General features: G+C 68.3%; 18 protein-coding genes and 5 pseudogenes. 17 read left to right on the top strand and 6 right to left on the bottom strand.

All coding sequences use genetic code 11. From position 1 onward, the window contains the following. Positions 1-13 precede the first annotated feature (13 nt). The 5 genes and pseudogenes from NLX85_RS18245 (at position 14) to NLX85_RS18225 (ending at position 5545) form a co-directional block, all read left to right on the top strand. The gene (locus tag NLX85_RS18245) at positions 14-904 is read left to right on the top strand and encodes a hypothetical protein (RefSeq protein ID WP_254336661.1); all 891 of its coding nucleotides are present in this window, start codon (positions 14-16) and stop codon (positions 902-904) included. Beyond that, a complete protein-coding gene (locus NLX85_RS18240) occupies positions 901-2151 on the top strand; it encodes an OmpA family protein (RefSeq protein WP_254336659.1) in 1251 nt (416 codons plus the stop codon). Before NLX85_RS18245 ends, NLX85_RS18240 begins: the two co-directional genes overlap by 4 nt. 22 nt (positions 2152-2173) lie before the next feature. Next, positions 2174-3487: a hypothetical protein gene (locus tag NLX85_RS18235; RefSeq protein WP_254336656.1), complete on the top strand. Its 1314-nt coding sequence runs from the start codon at positions 2174-2176 to the stop codon at positions 3485-3487. 659 nt (positions 3488-4146) lie between these two features. After that, positions 4147-4585, top strand: a pseudogene (locus NLX85_RS18230) (transposase family protein); the annotation flags it as partial. A gap of 408 nt (positions 4586-4993) precedes the next feature. After that, positions 4994-5545, top strand: coding sequence for an NUDIX hydrolase (locus NLX85_RS18225; RefSeq protein WP_254336654.1), 552 nt, complete (start codon positions 4994-4996; stop codon positions 5543-5545). 3 nt (positions 5546-5548) lie between these two features. Here the strand turns inward: NLX85_RS18225 and NLX85_RS18220 are convergent. Next, positions 5549-5965 (bottom strand): annotated as a pseudogene (locus tag NLX85_RS18220) (XRE family transcriptional regulator); the annotation flags it as partial. Positions 5966-6011: 46 nt separating this feature from the next. On the opposite strand from NLX85_RS18220, the pseudogene NLX85_RS18215 reads away from it, so the two are divergent. Further along, positions 6012-6862: pseudogene (locus tag NLX85_RS18215) on the top strand (IS5 family transposase). 19 nt (positions 6863-6881) lie between these two features. Here NLX85_RS18215 and NLX85_RS18210 read toward each other — a convergent pair. Beyond that, positions 6882-7883, bottom strand: a pseudogene (locus NLX85_RS18210) (helix-turn-helix domain-containing protein); the annotation flags it as partial. Positions 7884-8471: 588 nt separating this feature from the next. On the opposite strand from NLX85_RS18210, the gene NLX85_RS18205 reads away from it, so the two are divergent. Beyond that, entirely contained in the window at positions 8472-8690 is a 219-nt protein-coding gene (locus NLX85_RS18205) for a hypothetical protein (RefSeq protein ID WP_254336652.1), read from the top strand. After that, on the top strand, positions 8687-8860 hold the full coding sequence (locus NLX85_RS18200) for a hypothetical protein (protein WP_254336650.1): 174 nt from the start codon (positions 8687-8689) through the stop codon (positions 8858-8860). Before NLX85_RS18205 ends, NLX85_RS18200 begins: the two co-directional genes overlap by 4 nt. A 58-nt stretch (positions 8861-8918) precedes the next feature. Here the strand turns inward: NLX85_RS18200 and NLX85_RS18195 are convergent, their stop codons facing one another. Both NLX85_RS18195 and NLX85_RS18190 read right to left on the bottom strand, forming a co-directional pair. Beyond that, entirely contained in the window at positions 8919-9134 is a 216-nt protein-coding gene (locus tag NLX85_RS18195; protein ID WP_374628105.1) for a hypothetical protein, read from the bottom strand. Between the two features lie 133 nt (positions 9135-9267). Further along, positions 9268-9465 (bottom strand): hypothetical protein, encoded by a 198-nt coding sequence (locus tag NLX85_RS18190; protein ID WP_254336648.1) that lies wholly within the window; start codon positions 9463-9465, stop codon positions 9268-9270. Between the two features lie 861 nt (positions 9466-10326). Here NLX85_RS18190 and NLX85_RS18185 point away from each other — a divergent pair. Then, on the top strand, positions 10327-11103 hold the full coding sequence (locus NLX85_RS18185) for an ATP-dependent DNA ligase (RefSeq protein ID WP_254336646.1): 777 nt from the start codon (positions 10327-10329) through the stop codon (positions 11101-11103). A 123-nt stretch (positions 11104-11226) separates the two neighbouring features. Here NLX85_RS18185 and NLX85_RS18180 read toward each other — a convergent pair whose 3' ends face one another. Further along, on the bottom strand, positions 11227-12174 hold the full coding sequence (locus NLX85_RS18180) for an endonuclease/exonuclease/phosphatase family protein (RefSeq protein ID WP_254336644.1): 948 nt from the start codon (positions 12172-12174) through the stop codon (positions 11227-11229). 333 nt (positions 12175-12507) lie between these two features. On the opposite strand from NLX85_RS18180, the gene NLX85_RS18175 reads away from it, so the two are divergent. Beyond that, positions 12508-13533 carry a hypothetical protein gene (locus tag NLX85_RS18175; protein WP_254336642.1) on the top strand — a complete coding sequence of 342 codons (1026 nt, stop codon included), beginning with the start codon at positions 12508-12510 and terminating at the stop codon, positions 13531-13533. 262 nt (positions 13534-13795) lie between these two features. After that, entirely contained in the window at positions 13796-14347 is a 552-nt protein-coding gene (locus tag NLX85_RS18170) for a hypothetical protein (RefSeq protein ID WP_254336639.1), read from the top strand. Positions 14348-14352: 5 nt separating this feature from the next. On the opposite strand, the gene NLX85_RS18165 is transcribed toward NLX85_RS18170, so the two are convergent. Further along, positions 14353-15393 (bottom strand): hypothetical protein, encoded by a 1041-nt coding sequence (locus tag NLX85_RS18165; RefSeq protein WP_254336638.1) that lies wholly within the window; start codon positions 15391-15393, stop codon positions 14353-14355. A gap of 1030 nt (positions 15394-16423) precedes the next feature. Between NLX85_RS18165 and NLX85_RS18160 the strand changes: the two genes are divergently transcribed. The 6 genes and pseudogenes from NLX85_RS18160 (at position 16424) to NLX85_RS18135 (ending at position 22468) form a co-directional block, all read left to right on the top strand. Continuing rightward, entirely contained in the window at positions 16424-17092 is a 669-nt protein-coding gene (locus NLX85_RS18160) for a hypothetical protein (RefSeq protein WP_254336636.1), read from the top strand. 133 nt (positions 17093-17225) lie between these two features. Beyond that, a pseudogene (locus NLX85_RS18155) lies at positions 17226-17555 on the top strand (zinc-binding dehydrogenase); the annotation flags it as partial. 194 nt (positions 17556-17749) lie between these two features. Next, positions 17750-18535, top strand: coding sequence for a hypothetical protein (locus NLX85_RS18150; protein ID WP_254336633.1), 786 nt, complete (start codon positions 17750-17752; stop codon positions 18533-18535). Between the two features lie 38 nt (positions 18536-18573). Continuing rightward, positions 18574-19680 carry a hypothetical protein gene (locus NLX85_RS18145; protein WP_254336631.1) on the top strand — a complete coding sequence of 369 codons (1107 nt, stop codon included), beginning with the start codon at positions 18574-18576 and terminating at the stop codon, positions 19678-19680. Next, positions 19677-21161 (top strand): hypothetical protein, encoded by a 1485-nt coding sequence (locus tag NLX85_RS18140; protein ID WP_254336629.1) that lies wholly within the window; start codon positions 19677-19679, stop codon positions 21159-21161. The genes NLX85_RS18145 and NLX85_RS18140 overlap by 4 nt, the downstream gene beginning before the upstream one ends. Next, complete coding sequence (locus tag NLX85_RS18135) at positions 21152-22468, top strand: AAA domain-containing protein (protein WP_374628104.1); 1317 nt, start codon at positions 21152-21154, stop codon at positions 22466-22468. The genes NLX85_RS18140 and NLX85_RS18135 overlap by 10 nt, the downstream gene beginning before the upstream one ends. Positions 22469-22485 lie beyond the last annotated feature (17 nt).

Here is a 22485-nt window from a genome sequence, read left to right as displayed (position 1 = left end):
GACGAGAGAGCCGATGTCTGAATCCAAGGGGCTGTTCCGCCGGGTGTGGGACGCCATTCGCAACCGTCCGAGGCTTGCGGCGCCGGCCGTACCCGACGCCCCCGTCCAGCCAACCGGGCCGTACGAGCCGCCGCCGGAGCCGGTGCCGCTGGTCGTACCGGGGGCGGGAGACGTGTTCGACCTGCACGTCATCGTCCACCTGCGCTGGCAGAGCCCGCCCGACAAGCGGTTGAGCTACGAGCGGGCCGAGGAGTTGTCCCGGGTCTACCACGACACTGCGATGAACTCCGTGCTCAAGCGGGTCTGGCAGCTTGCCCGCAGTCTCGATCCGCTCTATCCCGCGCAGGCCGAGACGGAGATGAACAACGATCCGCAGCTTCGCCGGGGCTGGTGCTTCGGCGACGAGAACGGCACGGTGCAGTGCGTTCCGACGGTGCGGGTCTTTCTCGATCCGAAACTGCGGGAGCACAAGAACCCCTTCGAGATCCAGCGGCTGAGCATCGAGGAGGAGCACAACCTCGGCATGGCCCGGGACGAGCTGGTCCGGACCCGCACCGAGAGCTGGCTGCGGGGATTCCAGGAGCTGGAGACGTTCGCCGATCTGGGCAAGGACGAGCGACAGTTCCTGCTCCCCTACGCGGCGAGCCTCTCCGACGAGCGGCTGGCAAAGGTCACCACCGTGCTCGCCCGGGACCGGCACCAGCGGTACACCGACCTCGTCGGGCTGCTCAAGGTGGCCAGCAACGACCACGAGCGACTCGGTCTCTTCGAGTTCGCCAACGCGTACGACAAGGCGCTGCAGACGTTCTGTCGGCAGATGGGGGTCGGCGCGAGCCAGTGGATGCTGGCCGATTTCGGGGAGCCCGAGGCGGTCGACTCCCCGTCCACGGGAGCGTCCCAGTGACCGCGCGGCTGATGTCCGCGGCGCGCCGGCTGGCTCGGCTCGGGGCGGTGGCCACCCTGGTCGGCGCGTCGCTGGTGACGGTCTCGTCCTGCCGGATGCTCCCCAGGGAGCCCGGTGCCTGTGGCTGGATGAAGGAACCCTCCGATGTCAATGGCCGCACCGTGCTGCTCGTGGACGGCTCGAACTCGGTACGCACCGCCGGCTCGCCGAGCAGGCGGCCGGACTACCGCACGGCCACGGAGCGTCCCGTGCGCGACGCCGTGCAGCGGCGGGACTCCGTCTCCGTCGCCGCGTTCAGCGGTACCACCGGTGACCTGACTTGGACGGTGCGGAACCTGTCGACCGACTGGCGCAAGGACGACGACAACCCCGACAACCAGCATGACCGACGGCGGGACGCTGAGGGGTGTCTCGCCGAGCAGGTCCGCAAGGCGCAGGTGGAGGCGCCGCAGGCCCCCGGGACCGACATCCTGCGGGCGATCGACCATGCCGCCCAGTGGTTGAAGGAGTCCGGCGGACCGAAGCACCTGGTCATTGCCACCGACGGCCTGATCACCATCGGCTGCGCGAGCCTCGTCCAGTCGAGTTTCGGCTCGCAACGGGAGATCGACGCGATCGCTGGCGAGTGCGGCAAGGGCGAGCTCCGAGCGGACGAGCTCCGGGACATCGACGTGCATCTGGTCGGCGTCGGCCATCCCGCCGCCGAGCAACCAGTCCCCACCACCGCTGGGGTCCAGTGGCTGGCCGATCTGTGGCGCAAGCTCTGCCAGACCGCCGGCGGCAGCTGCACCGTGAGCACGTCCTCCGCCATCGGAGCCAAGTCCGACGGGGACGCCGCGGCCAGACCGGATGCGTCGGTGACCGATCCGCCGGTGCGGTTCGGGGTGAAGGAAACGGTCTTCAGCCTCTCTGCGGCCGCGCTTTTCGACACCGGCCGGGCCGAGCTGCGGGCGGAGGGTGAGCGACTACTGCTGGGGATCGCGGTCTCCATCCGCACCGGCACCTACCACCGCGTCGACGTCAGGGGGTACGCCGACCCGCGTGGGAACGCCGACGAGAACAAGGCCCTGTCGGGCCAGCGGGCGGACGCCGTCGCCGAGTTCCTGTCGCGCAACGGGGTGACCCGGGTGACGCCGCACGGGCTCGGGGAGACGACGACCTGCCCGTACCAGTCACCCGCGTCGGCGAACGCCACCGAGGAGGAAAGGCTGCAGTGCTTCCGTCGCGTGGACATCGTCGCCTCCTGAACACCGAGCAGAGGAATCCCTGATGACCGAGGTCAATGCCACCGTCAACGGTGCGACTAACGGACGTAGGTGGGCCGGCCCCGTTCCCTGTCAACGCGGTGCGCCGGAGCTGATCGGCCTCTCCGCACCGGGAAAGGTGCAGGAGAGCGTCGAGGACCTGGAGGCCGCCGCGCTGCTGCGAGCATTCGGCGCGGGTAACGCCGTACTGAGCGAGTCGCAGCCGACAGTGGACGCCGCCCGAGACGACATGATTGACAAGTGGCGCGTGGCGCGGACCGCGATCGACGCCGTCACCCGCCGTCGGCTCGCCGGCAGCGTGGCGGAAGCCGTCGCCGCCCACGCCCGGGTGGCGCATCGACATGCCGAGGACGGACCGGAGGAGCGCACCGACCGAACCATGTGGAAGTACATGGTCTGGATCACCCTGGCCGTGGCCGCCCTCTTCGACGCCTCCTTCATAGGCAACGTCATGCAGCGCGTCATGGGCGTGGGCCCGGATTCGTGGCAGTACCAGTTCGCCTACCTGCCCGGGCTCGGCATCGCGCTCTGCCTGCTGGCGTCCGGAAACCTGCTGGCGGTGCACCTCTTCCGCCGGCGCGACCGCCTCAGCCGCCGCCGCACCCTAGGACCGCTCAACCCGGCGGTGGCTCTCAAGCGCGTCTTCTGGCATTGGCGGCCGGCCGAGGTCACCCGCGAGGAGAGCGACCTGCCCTGGTCGCGGCTGTTCGTCCCGGTCCTGTTCGTAGTGCTGACGCTCGGCATGCTCGCCGCACTCGCGTACGTTCGCGCGTACTCCGGCAAGGGGTTCGCCACGCTCGCCGGCTTCCAGGTGGTGTTCGTGGCGCTACTGCTGCTGCTGAGCATCGCGGCGATCGCGGTGAAGGTGCAGGCGCACAACCCGTACGCCGACCACGCCAAGCGGGTGAAGCGCGAGCGCGGCAAGGCGGAGCGCGGCACGGAGAAGGTGATCGGCGAAGCACGGCGACAGGTGGCCGAGCACGCCCAGTCCTGGCAGCAGTTGCAGTCGACGATCAGCGCCGCGGAGAGCACAGCACGGGAGACCGTCGAGGCGGCCTGCGCCGACATCCTCGAGACCCGCGGCCGCCAGGGCGTACGGGGGCCGATCCAACTCCCCCTGGTTCAGCTGCGGTGGCCGGACCGGCCCGAGACCACGGACGAGGAGGGTGAGACCCAGTTGCCCGGCCTCAACCTCCAACTGCTCCAAGGGGCGCGGAACGTGGCGAACGAGTTCAAGCCCGGCACGTTGACCGAGCTCCTGGAGACGGAGATCGCCGCGTTGCAGGGGCAGCTCCAACCGGCCCACAGAACTCGTTGAGGTCGAGCAGGTGGTGGCCGAGCACTGATGCTGTTCGGACGTTGAGCACGAGCACCATGAACACGTTCGGGGCTCGACTCAGGGCCCGGCCAGGATCCGGAACATTTGCGGAACGATCAAGCGTATCGTCGAGCAGCCGTCGGGCCTAGGTCCTGGTAGGACGGGGATCGCTGCAGCAGGCGCTAAACCCTTCCTCAGCGTTTGTGGGGCGAAGCTCTTGCAAACCGAACGCCGGCGAGCGTGGCTTCGGATCAGCGGGCCGCACCGGTCGTGAGAAACAGCCTCTGCTGGCGGATCGGAAGGACGCTAGGCTCGGCCGCGTGATCGCCTGGTCAGTTGACCTGACGTATCTGCCGGTGTTGCGGTTGGCGGCGGCGCCTCCGCTGGACGGAACCCTTCGACGCAGTGACTTTCACGGTCTGAAGGAAGGGCTGGAGGAACGGCACGAGGTAGCACGGCTAGCGTCGGCGGGTGCCAGGTGAACCCGATACTCCGGCTGGCGGTGGCGATCTTCGTGGGCGTATTGGTGGTGTTGGTCCGCCCATCTAGTCCGGCTGCATGGGCGTTTGGGGTGGCGGCGTTCATCGTCGTCATGGGCGCGCAACCTAGGGACCGCCGTTGACATCGGGCCGACAGCCGGCTCTCGACCTGCGTGCCCGGTGCTGGTGGTGGCGGCCTATTGGCGCACGAACCTGACCATGCGACAGATCGGGCCGCTGTCAGGGGTCGCGCCCTCCGCGGCCCACCGGGTCATCGCACCCTCGGCCCGATCGTTGCCCTCGCCCCCCGGTGCGCCGGCGCCTGGTCGGCAGATCGCGATCCTCGACGGCAACCTCATCCCGACCCGGGACCACCGCCTCGCCGCGCCGAGCAAGAACTACCGGTGCTTGACGAACCTGCAGGGTGCCATCGACGCCAGCCCTCACCTGGTCATCTCCGTTGGCGACCCCAGCCGTGCAACCGCAACGACACCATCGTCCATCGCACCTCCGGCGTCCATCAAATGCAGGCAGGATGAACCGTCATGGCCGACGACGGCTACCGCGGCAACCCCAGGTGATCATCCTGTACCGCAAGAATCTCGACGGCAACAAGATGAGACGGACACGCGGCGGATCGAAGCCTCGCCGGTCGTTCGGCTTGCCCGGCCCCGCCTCCAACCGTTCGAACTCGTCCGACAGCATTTCCCGTCGACCCTTCTCGCGACTCTCACTCTCCACGGGCCTACTGGCCAGTCGGCACTCGCTCGACGCGAGTCTCCCAGCGCTTCGCAAGCGTGGCCCGTTCGGCCTGAAGGGCTTGCATGCGTGTGACGGTCTCGGCGCGTGACCGCCGCGTGCAGTTCGCCGAGCATCGCGGCGATCTGATCGTCCACCGCCGCGAGGTCCTTCGATGCCGGACGCGATGACGCACTCTCTCAGATCATCGGAAGTGCCTGAAACCGTCCAGGAACTCCCGCGTGATGGCAGGTTGGTGCGGTAACCCGTGAGCCTTGATACTTGCCGGATGGCCGAGTTGACCCGATGGACGATTCACGGTGAGCGGGTTGTGGACGACACCCGGCGGGCACGCCTAAGCATTGCCTCGGTGGAACTGCCCGACGGCGTCCGGTTCGAGCAGTACGTGATCCGCGCGCCCCGCTCAGCCATGGTCGCCGTCCTCGACAACCGACAGCACTTGCTACTGATGCGGCGGCACCGCTTCGTCTTCGACCGGTGGGTGTGGGAGCTGCCCGGCGGCTACATCGATGATCAGGAAGAACCGGCGGTGTGCGCAGTACGGGAGGTGGAGGAGGAAACCGGCTGGCGTCCGAGCGGCGTGGAGCCGTTGCTGACCTTCCAGCCTTGGGTGGGTACCGCGGACGCGGAGAACATCTTGTTCCTGTCCCGCAGCGCGGAGCACATCGGCGCGCCGACAGACGTCAACGAGGCCGAGGAAATCAGGTGGATTCCGCTCAGCGAAGCGCGTGAGCTCGTCAACCGGGGTGAGATCGTTGGGGCGGGCACGGTCATCGCGGTGCTGGAGCTGGTGGCGCGCCACGCGCGCGGCGAACTGTAGAGGTCACCGCTGGGCGCCGAGCGCGGCGTCGACACGGCTCACGAACTGCCGTACCGCGGGCACCTGCCGGTGGGGCGTGAGCTGAGCTTGCAGATCGCGCACGTAGCCGACGGCTCGCGATGAGCGGAGTTGCGTGGTGACCATTAGGGCTTCCGTTCCGATCGTGCAGGCGCGCTCTAGCTCCCCGCGTTGAACCTGCACGGAGGCGAGTAGCGCCAGGTTGAAGGCTTTGCCCCGGACGTAGCGTTCGTCCATCTTGAGTGACCGGCTGGCGAAGCGCTCAGCGGGCAACGCTTTGCGCAGGGCGAGGAAGCAGTGGGCGAACTTCGCGGACAGGTAAGCCTCGTCAAAATAACCCAGCCAGTGAGGGTTGCTGCTGCGGTCGGCCCTATCGAGGGCCTGTTCGGCCTGGTGCAAGGCCCTAGGCAGTGTCTTCAAAGGAGCTTGGTGTCGGATGATGTAGCGCGTGGGTCGTCGCTACGAGTTGTCTGACGTCGAGTGGGAAGCCCTGTCCAGGTATCTGCCGTCGGCGGTGACGGGTGGTCGGCCGCGGGTCGATGACCGGCGGGTGCTCAACGGGATCGTGTGGAAGATCCGGGCCGGGGCGGCGTGGCGCGACGTGCCCGCCCGTTACGGGTCCTGGCAGTCGATCTACACCCGTTTCCGCAGGTGGGCCCTGGACGGCACGTTCGAGCGGATGCTCGCCGGGGTGCAGGCCGACGCGGACGCCGCCGGTGACATCGACTGGCTGGTGTCGGTCGACTCGACCATCGTGCGGGCCCACCAGCACGCTGCAGGCGCTAAAGGGGGCGCCGAGAAACGGACGAACCACAAGATCACGCCCTCGGTCGATCTCGAGGTGGACTGACCACCAAGATTCACCTCGCCTGCGACGGCTTTGGGCGGACCCTGGCCTTCGTGCTCTCCGGCGGCAACGTCAACGACTGCACCCGCTTCACCCAGGTCCTCACCGGCATCCGTGTCGAGCGTTCAGGTCCCGGCCGGCCTCGCGTCCGCCCGAACCACGTCATCGCCGACAAGGGCTACAGCTCCAAGGCCATCCGCACCGACCTACGCCGACGAGGCATCCCACATACGATCCCCGAACGCGCTGATCAGCAGGCCAACCGCCGCCGGCGAGGCAGCCGCGGCGGCCGGCCGCCAGCGTTCGACAAGCAGCTCTACAAGCGGCGCAACGTCGTCGAACGGTGCTTCAACCGGCTCAAGCAGTGCCGCAGCCTGGCGACCCGATACGACAAGACAGCAACGTCATACCGGGCCACCGTCACCATCGCCGCGCTACTCCAATGGTTGTGAACCTTTGAAGACACGGCCTAGCGCAGGCCTTCTCCTCGCCAGCGGTGGCATGGGCGTGCGCTTCCATCACGTACGCCTCGGCGGTCAGGACGGCCAGCCCGGCGCGTTGGGCAATCTGTCGCGCGGCGCGGGCAAGGTCGATGCCGTCGGCGGAATGGCCGAGGTAGGTGGACTGGTGGCTCATCGCGGCCAGGATTTCGGCGCCCAGGCCGGCGTCGTCGGCGGCGCGGGCGAGGTCCAGTGCCAGGGTCAGCTGACGCTGAGCGATGCCGTGCTCTGCCCGGTCGTACGCCTGCCATCCCACGAGTTGCACCAGTTCGGCCGTAGCGCTGAGCAGGCTGCGGCCCGTGACCGCGTCGTATCGGCCATCGGCCAGCAGCGGGACCACCTCCTGATGGAGATAGCGGGACACGGCGTCGCGGGCATGGCCACCGCCGAACTGGTTGTCGAGTCGTCGGTAGGTCGTCGACATCTCACGAATGGGGTCGATATCGGCTTGACCGACGGCGCGACGGCCGGACGTGTTGACCGGCGGCCGTAAGGGTGCGGTAAACCAGCGCAGTGCGGGGAGGGTGTAACCCGCCGAGGCGAAAGCCGTCTGGCGGATTATGTCTCTGCGATTCACGTCGCTTTCCCGGATCTCTACTGCGGCGCGCAGGTCGTCGCGCCAACATCGGTCGACCGGCGTGTCACCTTGCCGTGGCGCGGCTGTGTGCGCCATGCCTTGATGACATGGCTGGCGAGCCGGTGCCAGGCCCAGCGCCATCCGGGCCTCGGCAGGCATATCGAGTCCGTCTGCTACGCGCTCCAGCACCTCGATCGAAGTGATCTTCCGGCCCGCCATGACCCGACTTACGTAACCCTGCTCCAAGCCGACGGCGGCACCGATCCGAGTCTGACTCGCGCCAGTCAGCCGACTGAGCCTGCGGAACACCTCGCCGATGTCTCGCCTGCTTAGCGACTCCCAGACGGCCTTGTCGAACCAGACGGTCTCGGGGATTCGAAGCGGACCGAGCGGCACGGCCGGCTCCCCTCTCAGCAGTTCGCTACCGAAGGTGTCTGCTCGGCAGCCTAAGGCGGTGACCGGCTGGCAGTCGAGAAGCGTCATGTCACCGTGACATGACCTGCGGACATGGTGGCGGACCTGTCCGGGCGGGACGGTGCTGGCATGACGTTCAAATGTGGAAAACGAGCCGGCCAGCCGAATCGACGGACGCTGGGCAGGCCGACTAGATGAGCCGGAACCCGCCCGCGACGGCGCGCCCGGTGCCCTACGCCGCGTACCTGGTCGCAGTCGCGATGACCTTGGCGCGGAGGCATCGGCCGGTGTGGTCCTGGCGACGGTGGCGAAGGGTTTGTCGCTGCGGTGCCGAGTTGCCGTGCAGAGCGCGGCACCGCATCCCGATCGGTAGGGAGCACTGGCCAGTGGAGGAGCGGTGACGGGCCTGGAACGGCGCAACCTGGGCGTGCATCTGCGTGGCCTGCACCGCTCGTGCACCGGCTGCCAGGCGTGGCGGGCGCGGTTTGAACCGTGCCCGTACTGGCGGGTGGAATGGGCGGCCAGCCGGCAGTCGCGGTTTCTGAGAGCAGCGGTGTTCGGAGGCCGCGCGTGACCACGCATGGCCCGGTGCTGCCGTTGTGGAGTTGCGGTGGCTGCGGCGGGCCCTGGCCGTGCGATACCCGGCGGCAGGAGTTGCGCGCGGAGTTCGCCGGAGCCAGGGTGTCGCTCGCGCTCTACATGGGTGCGCAACTGGCGCGGGCGGCGGAGGACCTGCACTGGGTACCGGCTGGCCTTCTGCATCGCCGCTTTCTCGGCTGGGTGCGGTGAGCATCCTGCGGCCCGGGGACGAGAAGTTTCACTACAGTGACGGCTCGCACCGGTGGATCGCACCGGACCCGGACTACGACCAGGAGGTCTGGGACGAGCAGGTCCGCCAGCACAAGGAGGGGCACCTTCGAAACGATCGCCCGAAGGTCCGTATTCGGCGCCTTGTCTGATGCCAGCAGTACAGCGGCAAAGCACCAGGCAACCGTGGCAGCCGTCCCACAATCGTCACTATGTGGCCCGCCGCGCCTTGCCGGCGCCGGTGCCCGGCGGGGGAGTGCCGCGGTCCTGCTCTCGCCACTGGCCGGCGGTGTCGGCGCGCAGCAGGCGATCAACCATCTCCAGGGCATGTGGCTCCGAGTCGAACTCCCAGCGCAGTACCTTTCCGGTCTCCGTGTCCCCGGCCCGGGCCATCACCGTCCAGCGCGTCTCGCGGACGAGCCACACGTCGCGCCGGGTCAGGCGCCCCCAGACGCCGTTCCACCAGCCGTACCACTTCCTGCACCCCGTGATCGTACATACGTTCGATCTAATGGGCGGCTCGGATGGCGAGTGTGTCTCGCGCGCCCGTAGCGAAGGGTTACTCGCAGCGGTCCTCCGCGCCCCGGCCGTAGGGCTCGCAGCAGTCCGGGCGGTGTCGATACACCCGAAGATCGCGCCTGCTCCGTCGGGCGAACTCCGGCGTGATCTCGTACAAGCAGGCATGCCACACGACGGTCTCCCCGCCGCCGGACACCACTTGGCCGTCACCCGGCCCGCCGCGCAGCAGCACTTCCACCTCTCCGACCGTAGGTGATCGGCCGCGGGCCGGGCCCGAGCTCGACCGATCACCCTCGCCGCCTTGGACGGGTCGAGGAGGAGCGGGTCCCCGCAGCGTGACGTTCACGCTGCGGGGACTGGGTGTCGGTGGCCTGCTGCCGGGGCTGCTTCACCTGCGCGTGGCCGTGGCCAGCAGCCTCAGGGGTGACCTCGCCGACCTGTTGAGGTTCGCCGGCGCCGCCACGGTTCGCCAGTGGACGGCTTGGCGTTGTGGAGGACTTCGGTGGCTGTGGAAGACGCCCTGATCATGGCCGGGTGTGCTAGCACCCCCGCGACCAGCGGTTTGTGTCGGCGGCTTCCAGACTTGGCGCCGCTTGGCTCCAACATCCTGGTGCGCCCGGCGGCCGTGGCGGCTACCCGTAATGGGCCGACCAGTCTGGCCGAGGTGCCCGGTCACGGCGTGAGGGATCCTCCTTTGCTGGAGATCCAGCACCCGACCCGGCTGTGCAACGCGTCGGTCACTCGTTGTCGCGTATCTCCGCCCCTGCGGGCCCTCGTCTCTTCGAGCATGACGTGAAGGGGGCGGAGGATGAGTGGCACTAACGGCCGGCGTGGTGAGGACTGGAGGTGACGCCAGCCCGCCCATGGGGGAGTGCCGGGGAGGGGCCGGTGCTGCGTCGGCCCGTCGCGCCGATGCTCGCGGCGCCGGTGCACGTGGTGCCTGAGGGACCGGGCCTGGTGCACGCGCCGAAGTGGGACGGGTGGCGGGCGGTCGCCTTCCGCGAGGCGGATGGGGTGTACCTGCAGTCGCGGGCCGGCCGGAACCTGACCACCTACTTCCCGAACCCGCGCGATTCGGGCGGCCATTCCACCGGGCGTCGTGCTCGACGGGGAACTGATCGTCTGGGAACGCGGCCGGATCAACTTCGCCCAGCTGCAGCGGCGCGTCACCGCCGGCCGAGCCCTCCGACGCCTGGCACGCGAGTGCGCCGCCCACTACGTCCTGCTCGCCGATGCCGACGGCTGGGTGATCCTGGACCTGGCGCTGTCGGAGCGTCGGGCCCGGCTGGAGGGGCTGCTCGCCGGCGCGCCGGCGCAGCTCACCCTGACTCCCGAGACGGCCGACATGCGGCAGGTGTCGGACTGGCTGTTGCACTGGACCGTCGCGGCGGGCATCGAAGGCGTGGTCAGCAAGCGGCTGGCCGGCCGGTACGAGCCCGGCCGCCGCGGCTGGTCAAAGTTCCGCACCCGCATCGTCACGGAGGCCATCGTCGGCGGCGTCACCGGCAACCTCCGCAGCCCGGAAGCCTTGCTGCTCGGCCGGCTTGACCGGAGGGGACGACTGCGCTACACCGGCCGCTCCCACCCTCTCACCACGGGGCAGGCCGCGGAGTTGGCGGCGCTGCTCACACCACCGCGCCTGCCACGGCCCGGCATGATCGCCCACCCGTGGCCGCAGCCGCTGCCCGCATCCTGGTCCGGCCAGCTGGACCGGCCTGAGCCTTTGCCGTATGTGCAGGTCGACCCAGTCGTGGTGGCCGAGATCGAGGCCAACGTTGCGTTCGAGCACCAACGGTGGCCACCGGGTCCGCTACGCGCGGGCCCGGCCGGACACGTCGGTCTACGACGTGCCGCTACTGCTCGGTGGGGGCGATGACCCGTTTGGGATACCGGCCGGCTGACAGGCGCGAACCGGCGGAGGTAGTACCGAGTGCCGTGCAGGTGGCTATGGACGTCGAATCTGCGTCGCCTGGGAGGCGCGCATCGCCCCAGCAACGCGCTACAGGCCGGTGAAGCGAGCGACGACCGGGGCGTGATCGGGCACGATGACCGCCTCCCGGCTGCGGGTGGAGGTACCGATGGAGGTGATGTCGTCAACGAGCGAGTCGATACTTCCCAGGCGCAGTTGCAGGTCGCGGGTGGCCAGGATGTGGTCGATGAGCTCCCCGCGGCCTTGGTAGATGCGGGAGTAGGCGCGGGCTGGGGGCAGGCGTCGTCCGAGGTTGTACAGCCGGACCGCGTCGCCCTTGTCCGGGCGGTGAACGTCCCCATCCGCGGGGCCCTCCAGCAGCACAGTAGTAACGGCGTCCGGTCCGTCGTTGAGGTCGCCGCACAGGATCGTCGGCATGCCCGGCTGCCCATCGACGGCGGCCGCGGCAAGGACGTCATTGAGGTGCACGCGCAGCGCGACGGCCTCGGCGGTGCGGCGTAGCAGCGCGTAGCCTGCACCGCGGGCGCGTTCGTCTTCGGTGCGGGGGTAGCGCCGCCCGCCGGGGTAGGTGAGCAGCTTGCTCTTGAGGTGGGCGGTCAGCAGCCGTAACCCGGGGCCGCCGCAGTCGATGTCCACCCGGACCGCCCCGCGCCCCAGGTGCGTAAGGGTCCCGCCGTCAACGTCGGGGACCGCCGGCAGCCCCGCCTGCGGCAGCGCGACGATCTGCGCTTCGTCGGTGAGGGCGTGGCGGGCGAGGACAGCCACGCGGCTGCCTCGGCCGTCCGGGTGGGACGACACGACGGTTTGCCAGGGCTCGCCGAGGGCCGCCCGGAGGTCATCCGCAGCTTGCGGAGTACCGATCTCCTGAAGCGCGACGACGTCGGCGCCGGTGCCGGAGATCAGCGCGGCAAGATAGGTGAGCTTCGCGGCGTAGGTTTCCGCTGCTGAGGTGTCGGCACCGTCAGGCCGGAACAAGTTCTCCACGTTCCAGGTTATGACGATAAGGTCGTTGGCCACCGTTGCTCCCCTGAATCCAGGCATGTTGCCAGCCTGAGAATCGCACCCTACGAGGCCGTTTCGCCGCGGTTTACCACTACGTCCCGATGTCGACAGCCGCCAGCCGAGTCGAAGCGGCAGCAGCATGGTCACCATGCTTCAGTGGACTGATACGAATGTCTGCCGCTTTGTCTCGTTAGCGCATTCCGCCGCTAGCCATCGACGGTGGCAGGTGCATACCCCGGCCGCCTGTACCCGCCACCCTCGTAGGAGGGTGCCGGTCCTCGGCAGCTCGCTGTCCGGTAGGCGTCAGAACGCTAGTTCAGAAAGCCCGCCGCTCCCGATGCTGACCACATGGAGCCCGCAGTTGAATGCGCGAGCCACGGTTGGAGCATCGTCACGTCGGCCTCCACCAACTCACAGTTCGCCGGAGCTCTTGCCGGTTTCGTCTTCACCGGCATCGTCGTGCTGTTCGCCATGCGTGGGGCCCGCTACACCCACACACTGGCAGTGCTGGCACCGACCTTCATCATGCTGGGCTTCGACAGCTATATCTTCAGCCATGTCACAGGCAGTGCCGGCGACGACCTCTGTGCACGCGTGTGGACAGACGGGATGTTCGCCAGCGGCATGCTCGGGGTCGGTGCCGCAGGCGTGGTGACGGGTGCCTGCTGGCTGCTCGCCGCGCACTTGGACAATCCCGAGCAGTCACTGAGCGGGAAGGCGAGCCAGGCATCTCCAGCAGCAGGAGGCGGCAGCATCCACCTGCCGTGGCTCGCGGCCATCATCATGTATGGCGTCACGGTTGCCATTGTTCTTCTCCTGGCGATGACGGCCGACCACTACCTGCGTATCGTGACGCGTGACGACGAAAGCGTGTGGCTGTTGGCGATCTGGTCCGTGCCGGCTCTGGTCCTGCTGGCCATGATTGTCCTTGGGCTCATTAGGCGCTGGCGGGGACAACCGGCTGAGTGGCAGGAGGGTAGGGGCAAGAGCTTCTGGCAGCGTTCCCTGCGCTTCGCGGTGTACGGGATGCTCCTCTACGCGGTTGTAACACCAATTGTTGCTGGGCTCCTTGCAAGCGCTTCGGATGACTGGTGGGGGCGCCCCGGTCCATGGACGGTGGTGCCGACTATCGGTATCGAGCTCGTCGTGGCCTCGGCACTGCTGGTTGCTCTCGTTCTCGCGGCACCACCCATGCCCGTATCGCGCCCTTCTCTAGGACATGAGAGACCTGGCGTTCCAGTCCAGCAATCTGGGGCTCAGGCATCCGGTCCGCCGTACCCACCTGGCCAACCTGCCCCGTTAGCAGCAATTCCTCTGCCTGAACAGGGCGGTGCGGACATCGCCACTCCAGAAGCGGAGGGCAGCCAGCGGTAGTCAAAGTCCAAGGCGGCAGTCGGCCCTCGTGCCGGCACCGAGCATGGTCGGATTCGGTTGGCAGTTGCGTTGACTCGTCTGCTGGGGCGGAATGACGGTGAAGAGATGCGGCGTCTCGGCAACTGCCTGCGGGCCTGGGGGCCTGAAGTCGGCTGGCTACGGTGCGCCCACGTACTGCGGAGAACTCCGGCAACAGCAGACATGTTCGGGAGACCAGGTGTGCATTGGCGTTCGTGGGTCCGTCCGGTGGACGATCATCGCGATGTTCGCGGTCACGGTATTAGCGGCTGCGGCGTGTTCTAGGTCCTCGTCGGCGGGTGACACGGAGGCGACCGGTACAACGTCGCTGGTGTTGAGTAACGATGGCATCGGGTTGGCGACGTTTGGTGACTCGATCGAGTCGGTCGCCGGCCAGGCTCGCGCCAGGTGGGGTCCGCCCGAGACGACAGAGGCAGGGTGCGACAGCCTAGCGGTGTCGAAGTTTCTGCGCTGGGACGGGGTGATGCTGGTCTTCAGCGCAGACGGGTTGACCGGCTATTTGATTGGGCCGAGGCCGGCCGACCCGATCACTCCCGTGGCGAAAGATGTGCAGAGGGCGACGACCGTCGAGGGCCTGCGGTTGGGTGACAGTGTTGAGAAGGCACGTCAGGCCTACGGGGCGCGGTTCAAGTTGGAAGAGACCAGCCTCGGGCCGGAGTTTTACATTGCGAACGAACCTGATGGCGCTCCTGTGCTGTTGGGCTTCACCACAGGGCTGACCGACGCCGACACGGTCGAGCGGATCGGAGCCGGGGACATCTGCGCGGCAAGGTGAGCCCGCTACGCGCCGCGAACCGACGGGTGGTCATGTTCGATCTCCGACCCGGCCGGTGGGTTAGTGCGCCTCCTCGACCTGATGAGGTGGGCGGCCGTGAGCACGATCTCGATCAGCACGCCGCCGGCGAACCCGAGGCCCGCGCCGAGGGCGAGCAGGAGGGGATCCCGGCCGCGTTGCAGTTCGACGTCGACCATGTCGATGGAGACCGCCGGTACGGGGAGGACGCTGCGGTGGCTTCCGAAGACTTCGGTGACGGTCACCGCGTACCGGCTGGTGGTGCCCTCCGTTTCGCCGGGACGGCTCACGCCTCCAGTCGCGAGGCGTTCGACAATGTAGGAGCCGGAGTTGACCAGCACGAGGCCCGCGGCCGTTTCGGCCGAGCCGTCCGCACCATCGATGTCAATCCTTTTGGTCCGTAGGAACTGATACTGACCCGAACGGGTCAGGCTGCCGTTCCTGAGCGTCAGCGTGATCGACGACGGCGGCGAGCCCATCTGCGGGACGAGTTCCAGGTAGCCGTCCCCGCTGGTGACCGCGCGCCAGCCGCTCGCCTCGATCGACTCCCCGTTAACGGCCTGCGCCTTCGCCTGCAGAAGCTCCGCCCTGTCCCCGTCGTGCGAGCTGAGGGTCACCCCGCGTTCGCCGTCCCATCCGGAGACCGCAAACTGAATGGTCGTGAACAGATCCTTGATCTCGAACCGCATCGAATCGATCCTGGCCGGCACGCTCAGCTCGTAGGCAGCGCTCTCGGCGTTGTCCCGAAGCGGCGGGGCGTGGTACCTGATCCGGCCGTATCCGAACCAGCTCGCAGAACCGGCCAGAACGAGCAAGACCACCAGGGCCACCATCTGCCATGTCGCGATGGCCCGATCCTGGTTGTCGACGTCACGCAGCTTGCGGACCGCAGCCGGGCCCGGCAGCCGATCAACCAGCTGCCCGGACGACCCGGGTACTCCAGGGTGGGAGGCCGCCCCGCCCATACCATCGCCGACGTTCTCGCTGGCGCCCGCCGGGGCGGCGTGCGGCAAGACGCTCTCGACCATCCCGTACCCGCGGCGGCTGACGACATAGCCGACGAGCGCTCCAGCAGCCAGACCCAGCCCGAAACCGCGAGAAGCTTTGCTCCGTACCACTCGCGCTGCCTCCCGATACCCGCGGCACCTCTCAAGCGAACAGCCCACATTGCGGCGGGACGATCCGCGCCGACGCAGGGCAGTGCGGCCCGAGCAGACCCGGAGGTCGATGCGGCGAGCGGTCGCCCTCCGGAGAGTGCCTACAGTATCGGCCATCGGGCTCGCACCCGCGCATTTGCCGCTGTGACTGCTGCGGCTTGCCCAGCGAGTCCCAGTGTGCGATATGCCAGTCGGTCTTCAATGTCGGGAACGGGCCCCTGGTCCGCAGAGGCGCGGGAGCCGCGCGCCGTGGCCGGGCGGGTCACTGGATGCCTGAATTAAGTTCACAGTCCCGTTGTGTACCCGGCGACCGCGGTGGGCAGCCAGCGGCGTAGGTATGCGAGCACGGCGGCGATGGGTCACTGCCCGCAGCACGGTTGCTAGCTTGTCGCGCACCTCGGCGACGGGTCCCGACGAGGGTCTACATAACGTGAGCCACGGTACAGGGGTCCGATCGGCCCGGAGGTCTGTGCTGCTGGCGTTGCCTGCAAGCCATACGGGTAGTCACCCACCGGCATGGCTACCTTGTCTGCATGTCGATCCCGCTTGATCTTTGGGGCCAGCGCGGTTGGGCCAGCGTCGACGTGGCTGGCGAGTCGCCACTACCGACGTGCGATTCGTGGACTGTTTGGCAAGAATTTTAAGGCGAGCGGCACCGAGGTCGTACTGACGGCCCACCTGATACCCGAGCCGCGCAACAAGCACGATCGCAACGCAGTCGGCGTCTGGGTGGGCAGTGCCCAGGTTGGCTACCTTACCGCGCGAGGATGCGGTCCGGTACGCGCCAGTTCTCTCGGCACTCACGGCCCAAGGCTGGCTACCGCAGGTCGCTGCGACGGTATGGGGCTCGGAGTGGTCCGACTATGACGGTAAACCGGGCGCCTTCCAAGGGTCCGTCCGGTTGGACCTCGCCGAACCACACATGCTTGTCCCAGCCAACATGCCGCCGAGTGGCGATTGCCGGATGTTGCCGACCGGCAACGCGATCCAGGTGACGGGCGAGGAGAGGTACCTGGGTAGCCTGGCGCCCTTCCTGCGGCCCGAGGGCGAATGCTGGGTGCACGTCACCCTTCACGAGATCGTCGAGCAGTTGGCACGTAGTAGCCGGACGGTAGTGGAGGTTCGTATCGACGGTGCTTGCGTCGGGCAGCTCACTCCGAAGATGAGCAGTGAGCTTTTGCCGGCGATGCGGCACCTCGAGCAGCAAGGCGCCACTGCGGCGGCCCGGGCCGTCGTAAAGGGCAACAGAATCAAGACCGAGGTAGTCCTCTACGTCGCGCGAGCACATGAACTCCCGGAGAGCTGGCTCGGCGACACCGCTTCGTCTCGACCCACCGCCGCCCCGTTGGTTCCCGTGACCGATCCGGTTGATCAGTCGGCTCCGGTCATCCCGGCAGCGCCGCGAGCGCACGGCCCGATCCCTCCACCGCCGAGCGGTATCAAGTTCGAGGTTCCCCCTGGTTGGCCATCACCGCCCGAAGGCTGGATCCCGCCAGCCGGCTGGCAGCCGGACCCGAGCTGGCCAGTCGCGCCGGATGGGTGGCAATGGTGGGTCCCGGTCTGGAAGTGAAAGGCGGGCGGATGGTGGCGTCGCTTTGCAGGCTCCGAGCGAGCGCCGATGTATAGCAGCGAAGTCCAGCAACGCCAGCCGCCGAGCCGAGCTGCACCAGCTCAACGATCTTGGCACCGTTCCCCGCCGCCACGTACGGCACCGCTCACTCACCGCGCTCCGGCGGGCACTGGCCCCGACCGGGACCTTGGTGCTCTCCGGCGGCGTCTACAGCGGCGGTAGCCTCATCGGACCGATCTGGCTACTCGCGCGCGGGCGGCTGCTGGGACGCTTCGTTCCACACCGCATCGTCACTCTCAGCACGGCACCCAGCCGGCAACACCTTGACACGCTCCGCACCCACGCCGAGACCGACCGCCTCACCCCGGTAATCGACCGGACCTATCCGCTCCACGACGTGCCCGAATCCATCCGGTACCTCGAAACCGAACACCCGCGGGCCAAAGTGGTCATCACCATCTGATGCAGAGGCTGGGACCGCAGGATGTCGGCCAGTAACGGCGGTCAGCCGTTGGCGAGCACGGCTCGCATCTGAGGTAATGCCTGACCCCTGGTCATCTGCCTCTCCGGGGCCGAAGGTGATGGGTGTCCTCGTCACCAACAAGGCCATGAAGCTGGCAATTGCTGGAAGGTGCTGGAATATTGTATGGTGTTCCCGTGACCTCCTCTGCCGAAGCCCTCGAACGCCGCATCGACGAGCTGCGCGCCGCTGTCCGCAAGGCGGTGACCGGCGGGGAACGCGAGCGCGCCAAGGTGCTGCGCGGTGAGCTGCGCAAGGCCGAGCGGCAATGGGAGGAGGTGCTCGACGAGCTCGCCGAGCAGCCCGTCGCGGTCCGCCGGCAGACCGGCCCGCTGCTGCCGCTGCGTGAGCAGGTCCACCAGGCGCTGACCCTGCTGGGTGCGCCCGCCGCACCGAAGCTGGTCATCGCCGTGCACGAGGCGTTCCACATGGGGGAGATGATCCCGGCCCGGCTCACCAGCCTGCGTCGCGACGAGGAACGGTCCTTTCGCTCGGCGCCGCATTCCCGGCCGTACTATCTCTGCGCTGCCCTGACCGCCGACCTGCTCGCGCCGGCCCGCGGCCTGCTCGCCGTTTCCACCTGGCCGATGGTCACCCGAGTGATCGGGCCGCTGAGCCCGCGCGTTGATTTCCTCACCTCGGCCATCCGCCTGGCCGAACATCTGGACCGGATCCCCGATCCCGGTCCGCAAGCCCGGCGGCTGCTGTGGCGGTTCGCCGCTAACATCCCCGGCGCCGCCGCCAGCGCCGACGCGATGACCGCTGCGGCCGTCGCCGAGGCGGCCGAGGCCGAGCTCGAGATCCACCGGGACGCCGACCGGTCGCACCGCGAAGCGGCCGCGAAGCGGGCCCGCGAGCAGCTCGACGACGTCGAGCAGCTCTTCGGCAGCCGGCTGCGGAGCATCTCCGCGGCCGGCTCTTAACCCCTGATAGCACTTCGTCTTCCGCGAAGGACGACTCGATGGACAACGACACCCAGGACCGGCTGCGCCGTATCCGCGGCGCCGGCGCCGCGAAACGGCACAATGCCCGTACGGTCGCCGCGCTGACCGGTAACCCCGGCTGCGTACGCCGCGCCGTGCTCGACGCCGCCGGCGTCGACAAGGACGCCTTGGCGCGCCACGTCGGATTCCCGGCGAAGTTCGGCCAGTCCCAGTTCGCGATCACCCGCGGCAACGCCTTCGAGGCTCAAGTTAAGGCGAACGGATACGCCGAACTGCTCCGCCTGCTGCGCGAGACCTTGGGCCTCGAGATCCAAGAAGTCGGAAGCATCGACTTGGAGGACGTCGGTGGCAACACCGGGCAGGAGGTTCGGCATGCCCGGTCGCGACGGAAGCTCACCAGCGCCGCGGCCGACCCGAATGCTGCCGCCACCTTCTACGACCACCCACTCCTGCGCCTTGATGTCGGCGGGAACGAGGTCTACCTCGAGCCGGATCTGGTCGCCTTCCACCACGACGGTGTTTTTCACGTGGTCGAGATCAAGTCGTTCGCGGTGATCGACGATCAGGCCGATGCCCGGAAGGTCGCCGCTGCGGCCACGCAGTCCGCCGTCTACGTGCTTGCCCTTCGGCGGCTGCTCGGCGACGACAAGGTCGCCGACGAGGTTGTGTTGGTTTGCCCGAAGGACTTCTCGAACCAGCCGGTGGCCACCAAGGTCGACGTCCGAAAGCAGCTCATCGTGCTGAACCATCAGTTGTCCCGGCTCACCCGCATCGAGCGCCTACTCGCGGCGTTGCCGCCGACGCTGACGCTCGACCTCGCGCCGGACGACGACGGCAGACCGAGCCGCCCGGCCGCCGACGTGATATTCGCACTCGGCGAGATCGAGGCGCGTTATGCACCCGACTGCCTCGCCAAATGCGAGATGGCCTTCTTCTGCCGGCACGAGGCTACTGGCTGCACCGCGGCTCTGGGACTTAGCGTGCGCGAGGAGCTCGGCGGTGTGGAGACAATCGTCGAGGCGCTCGGCCTGGCCGACGGCACCCTGGTGGCGAGCGACGACCAGGCCGAGGCGGCAACGATGCTCCGCAGGACCGCCAGGATCTTCGGCTCGGTGGCGGCATGAGCGCCATCTCCTCGTACGCCAAAGCGCTGGCCGTGACCGCTGGCAGGGCCGTTCCGATCGCAACACGTCGTCATGTCCATCTGTCCGACCGGCCGTTGGTGTTAGTCCCGCTGGCGCTGGCGGGCGAGGCAAATGCGCCGCTGGCCGCGATGATCGGCACTGACCAGCACAACCCGGCCCTGTTGGTGGTGCCCCAGCCGAGGAACCGCGACCTCCGCTTCGACTTCGCCGCCTCGTTGGCAGACGTCGTGCTGGCCTATGTGCGCTCCTGCACGGCGAGGTTCGAGGTGGTCGGCGCGAACAAGGTGTTCCTCGATGCTCCCCAATTGCTGGTTCCGAACGCGGCCGGCCTCGGCTTCGTCAAGCTGCTCGGCCGATCCACCCGCTTCCGGCGCACCAACGGGCCGTTCCCGGTAGCGCATGGTGTGCCGCTGCTGGGCCGGTGGCTGACCTACCTGGGCGAGCGATCTGAGCATCCCGGCTCCTCGGCCATGCTCGCGATGACTCAGGCCCTGAACCTGCACTGGGCTAGCGGGCAGAGCGCTGTGGAGGACGCGAACCTGGCCGCACTGCTCGGCTGGATCGACCCGCCCGAGGGAGTCTCCGGGCCGGAGGCCGCGCTTGCGGCCGAGGATCCGCTCGTCTGGCCGCCAGCCGGCCCGTCAACCGACCCCGCCTTCGACAACGAGGTGCTGGCGCCCGCCATCCGGGCGTATGAGAGCGCTGCGCCCGACAGCCCAAAACAGCTGCGCGCGGTGGAAACTCTCGAGCGTGAGCTCCGTGGTCAGTTGGAGCCAACCTGGCGGTTGATGTGGCGCGCGATCGGGGTTCTTCGGAAGTTGCCGGCCGCAGCAACGGTCGAGACCCGCTGGACGGCGGATCGCCGGGATTTCAGCCGCTACCACGACTACCTCACGACCGATGGCCGTCCGCAGGCCCGTCGGGACGGTGCGGTGGCCGCGGCTCGGCGACTCCAGTCCCTCGAGCGGGAGCAGACGACCTACGACGCCAGCCGTGCCTTGGACGATCCGCTCGTCCTGGCGAGCTACCGGGTCAACGGCGAGGCGTTCCAGGGGACCGTCGTTTCGGTCGACCGCGATCGGCGCATCCGGAGTGAGAAGGGTCGCCGGATCACCCGGCCGCTGATCGTGGTCAGCACCGGCGATCCTGTACACCTGCCGGTCGGCAAGGCGTTGCGGGCGCCGGAGCGCATGAAACAGAACGCCCGGATCACCGAAATCGCACGATCGGCCGACGGTGTGCTGGTCAGCCTCGAGCTCGACGGAGGCATGGGCCGGGCGGCTGCTCCCGCGCCGGGCAGCGTGCCCGAGGTCGGTGACGAGATCACCTACACCAGCGTCTACCCGGACGCGATCCGCATGCCCGACCTGCCGCCGACGGACCAGACGCCGTGGACCCACGGCGGACCGCCCCGACCGTACGTACCGACAGATGACGACGCCCAGGAGGCATGGGAATGACCATCGACCCAGCAGCCGAAGCCGAACGCGTTATCACCGCGATCCTCGCCGACTTCCGATCCGGCCGGCACCGTGGCGTGGTCGTCGATTCCCCACCCGGGGCGGGAAAGTCGACCCTCGTGGTCCGGACCGCCGTCGCGCTCGCCTCGGACGGCGAGCGGCTGATAGTTGTCGCCCAAACCAATGAGCAGGTCGACGACCTGACCACCAACCTCTCCGCCGCCCTGCCGAGCGGCCTCACGATCGGACGGCTGGCGAGTTCCATGTACGTGCGGCCCGCGCGCCTCGCGGCCCTGGCCAACGTGCTGGTCGACAGAGATCTCGGCAACCTGCTGAGCTGTGAGATCGTCATCGCGACGGCCGCCCGCTGGGCCTACGTGAAGGACCGCTCCTGGCCGTGGGCGATTGTCGACGAGGCCTACCAGATGCGTTCGGACTCCCTGCTCGCCATTGCCCCGCGGTTCGAGCGGGCCCTGTTCGTCGGCGACCCGGGCCAGCTGGATCCATTCTCCGTGGTCGTGAACGACCGTTGGCGCGGGCTCAGCTGGGACCCGATGCAGAGCGCGGTGGCCGGCCTGCTGCGGACAAACCCCGACCTGCCGGTTCATCGGCTGCCCGTCTCGTGGCGGTTGCCCGCGAGTGCCGAAAAGGTCGTGGCCACCGCCTTCTACCCGTACACCGGGTTTCGGACCGGCGCCGAACCGGGAGACCGTGAACTCACCTTTGGCACCCGCGCCTTCGGGCGCTCTCCCCTGGACGCCCTGCTGGCCGAGGCGGCGACCACCGGCTGGGGCTTCTACGAACTGCCCGCGCGACACAGCCTTCGGACAGACGCCGAAGCGGTTTCCACGGTCGCCGACGTAGTTCGGAGATTTCTCGAACGCGGAGCGAGCGCGCGGTCGGGGAGCGACTCTCGGCCGATCACCGCGCAGCGAGTCGCGGTCGGCACTGCGCATCGCGATCAAGCGGCGGCCCTTCGCGAAGCGCTGTCCGACCTGCCGGACGTCACGGTCGACACGGCGAACCGCTTGCAGGGCCGAGAGTACGACCTGACCGTGGTACTGCATCCGTTGTCGGGACGACGCGACGCCACGGCGTTCCATCTCGAGGCCGGACGCCTGTGCGTACTCACCTCCCGCCATCGACAGGCCTGCGTCGTCGTCGGGCGGGCCGGCATCCGGGAACTGCTCGACGCACACCCATCCAGCGAGCCGGTTCATCTACACGAGCCGGTGAAGTTCCCGGACGGATGGGCGGCCAACCAGACCGTCATGAATCACCTGTACGCGCACCGCGTCGCGGCCTGATATCTCTTGAAAGGAGC

Source organism: Micromonospora sp. A3M-1-15 (genome assembly GCF_024213425.1).
GTDB classification, from domain to species: domain Bacteria; phylum Actinomycetota; class Actinomycetes; order Mycobacteriales; family Micromonosporaceae; genus Micromonospora; species Micromonospora chersina.
Note: the sequence above shows the minus strand (reverse complement) of the source record. Positions and strands in the feature narration are given on the sequence as shown.

Excerpts from the sequence above, each read along its gene's own strand:
- NLX85_RS18225 (WP_254336654.1), top strand. The coding sequence starts at position 4,994 with ATGGCCGAGTTGACCCGATGGACGATTCACGGTGAGCGGGTTGTGGAC.
- NLX85_RS18175 (WP_254336642.1), top strand. The coding sequence starts at position 12,508 with ATGGAGCCCGCAGTTGAATGCGCGAGCCACGGTTGGAGCATCGTCACG.
- NLX85_RS18135 (WP_374628104.1), top strand. The coding sequence starts at position 21,152 with ATGGGAATGACCATCGACCCAGCAGCCGAAGCCGAACGCGTTATCACC.
- NLX85_RS18145 (WP_254336631.1), top strand. The coding sequence starts at position 18,574 with ATGGACAACGACACCCAGGACCGGCTGCGCCGTATCCGCGGCGCCGGC.
- NLX85_RS18245 (WP_254336661.1), top strand. The coding sequence starts at position 14 with ATGTCTGAATCCAAGGGGCTGTTCCGCCGGGTGTGGGACGCCATTCGC.
- NLX85_RS18140 (WP_254336629.1), top strand. The coding sequence starts at position 19,677 with ATGAGCGCCATCTCCTCGTACGCCAAAGCGCTGGCCGTGACCGCTGGC.
- NLX85_RS18170 (WP_254336639.1), top strand. The coding sequence starts at position 13,796 with ATGTTCGCGGTCACGGTATTAGCGGCTGCGGCGTGTTCTAGGTCCTCG.
- NLX85_RS18165 (WP_254336638.1), bottom strand. The coding sequence starts at position 15,393 with ATGGTCGAGAGCGTCTTGCCGCACGCCGCCCCGGCGGGCGCCAGCGAG.
- NLX85_RS18235 (WP_254336656.1), top strand. The coding sequence starts at position 2,174 with ATGACCGAGGTCAATGCCACCGTCAACGGTGCGACTAACGGACGTAGG.